The 1,147-nt window shown below is 57.4% G+C and carries 1 rRNA gene; it reads left to right on the top strand.

What is annotated here, in order from left to right:
* A 23S ribosomal RNA gene (locus FGF04_RS37500) occupies positions 1–1,147 on the top strand; the annotation flags it as partial.

The following is a 1,147-nucleotide window of genomic DNA, read 5'->3' as shown; positions in this document are numbered from 1 at the left end:
GGTAAGTGAGAKCGCGGCAGTGAGACTGTGGGGGATAAGCTCCATGGTCGAGAGGGAAACAGCCCAGAGCATCGACTAAGGCCCCTAAGCGTACGCTAAGTGGGAAAGGATGTGGAGTCGCACAGACAACCAGGAGGTTGGCTTAGAAGCAGCCACCCTTGAAAGAGTGCGTAATAGCTCACTGGTCTAGTGATTCCGCGCCGACAATGTAGCGGGGCTCAAGCGTACCGCCGAAGTCGTGTCATTCCAGCACATACCCCCAACGGGGGCTGGGATGGGTAGGGGAGCGTCGTGTGCCGGGTGAAGCCGCGCCGGAAGGCAGTGGTGGACGGTTCACGAGTGAGAATGCAGGCATGAGTAGCGATACACACGTGAGAAACGTGTGCGCCGATTGACTAAGGGTTCCTGGGTCAAGCTGATCTGCCCAGGGTAAGTCGGGACCTAAGGCGAGGCCGACAGGCGTAGTCGATGGATAACCGGTTGATATTCCGGTACCCGCTGTGAAGCGTCAAACATCGAACACTTCACGAGTGAGAATGCAGGCATGAGTAGCGATACACACGTGAGAAACGTGTGCGCCGATTGACTAAGGGTTCCTGGGTCAAGCTGATCTGCCCAGGGTAAGTCGGGACCTAAGGCGAGGCCGACAGGCGTAGTCGATGGATAACCGGTTGATATTCCGGTACCCGCTGTGAAGCGTCAAACATCGAACCAGGCGATGCTAAGTCCGTGAAGCCGTTCCGGACCCTTCGGGGAAWGGAAAGTGGTGGAGCCGACGGACCAGACCTGTAGTAGGTGAGTGATGGGGTGACGCAGGAAGGTAGTCCATCCCGGGCGGTGGTTGTCCCGGGGTAAGGGTGTAGGACGTCAGGTAGGTAAATCCGCCTGGCACATAGTCTGAGACCTGATGCCGAGCCGATTGTGGTGAAGTGGATGATCCTATGCTGTCGAGAAAAGCCTCTAGCGAGTTTCATGGCGGCCCGTACCCTAAACCGACTCAGGTGGTCAGGTAGAGAATACCGAGGCGTTCGGGTGAACTATGGTTAAGGAACTCGGCAAAATGCCCCCGTAACTTCGGGAGAAGGGGGGCCATCACCGGTGATTGGATTTACTCCATGAGCTGGGGGTGGCCGCAGAGACCAGCGAG

The sequence above is a fragment of the Streptomyces apricus genome (assembly GCF_008369065.1).
In the GTDB taxonomy this organism is placed as follows: Bacteria; Actinomycetota; Actinomycetes; order Streptomycetales; family Streptomycetaceae; genus Streptomyces; species Streptomyces apricus.
Note: the sequence above shows the minus strand (reverse complement) of the source record. Positions and strands in the feature narration are given on the sequence as shown.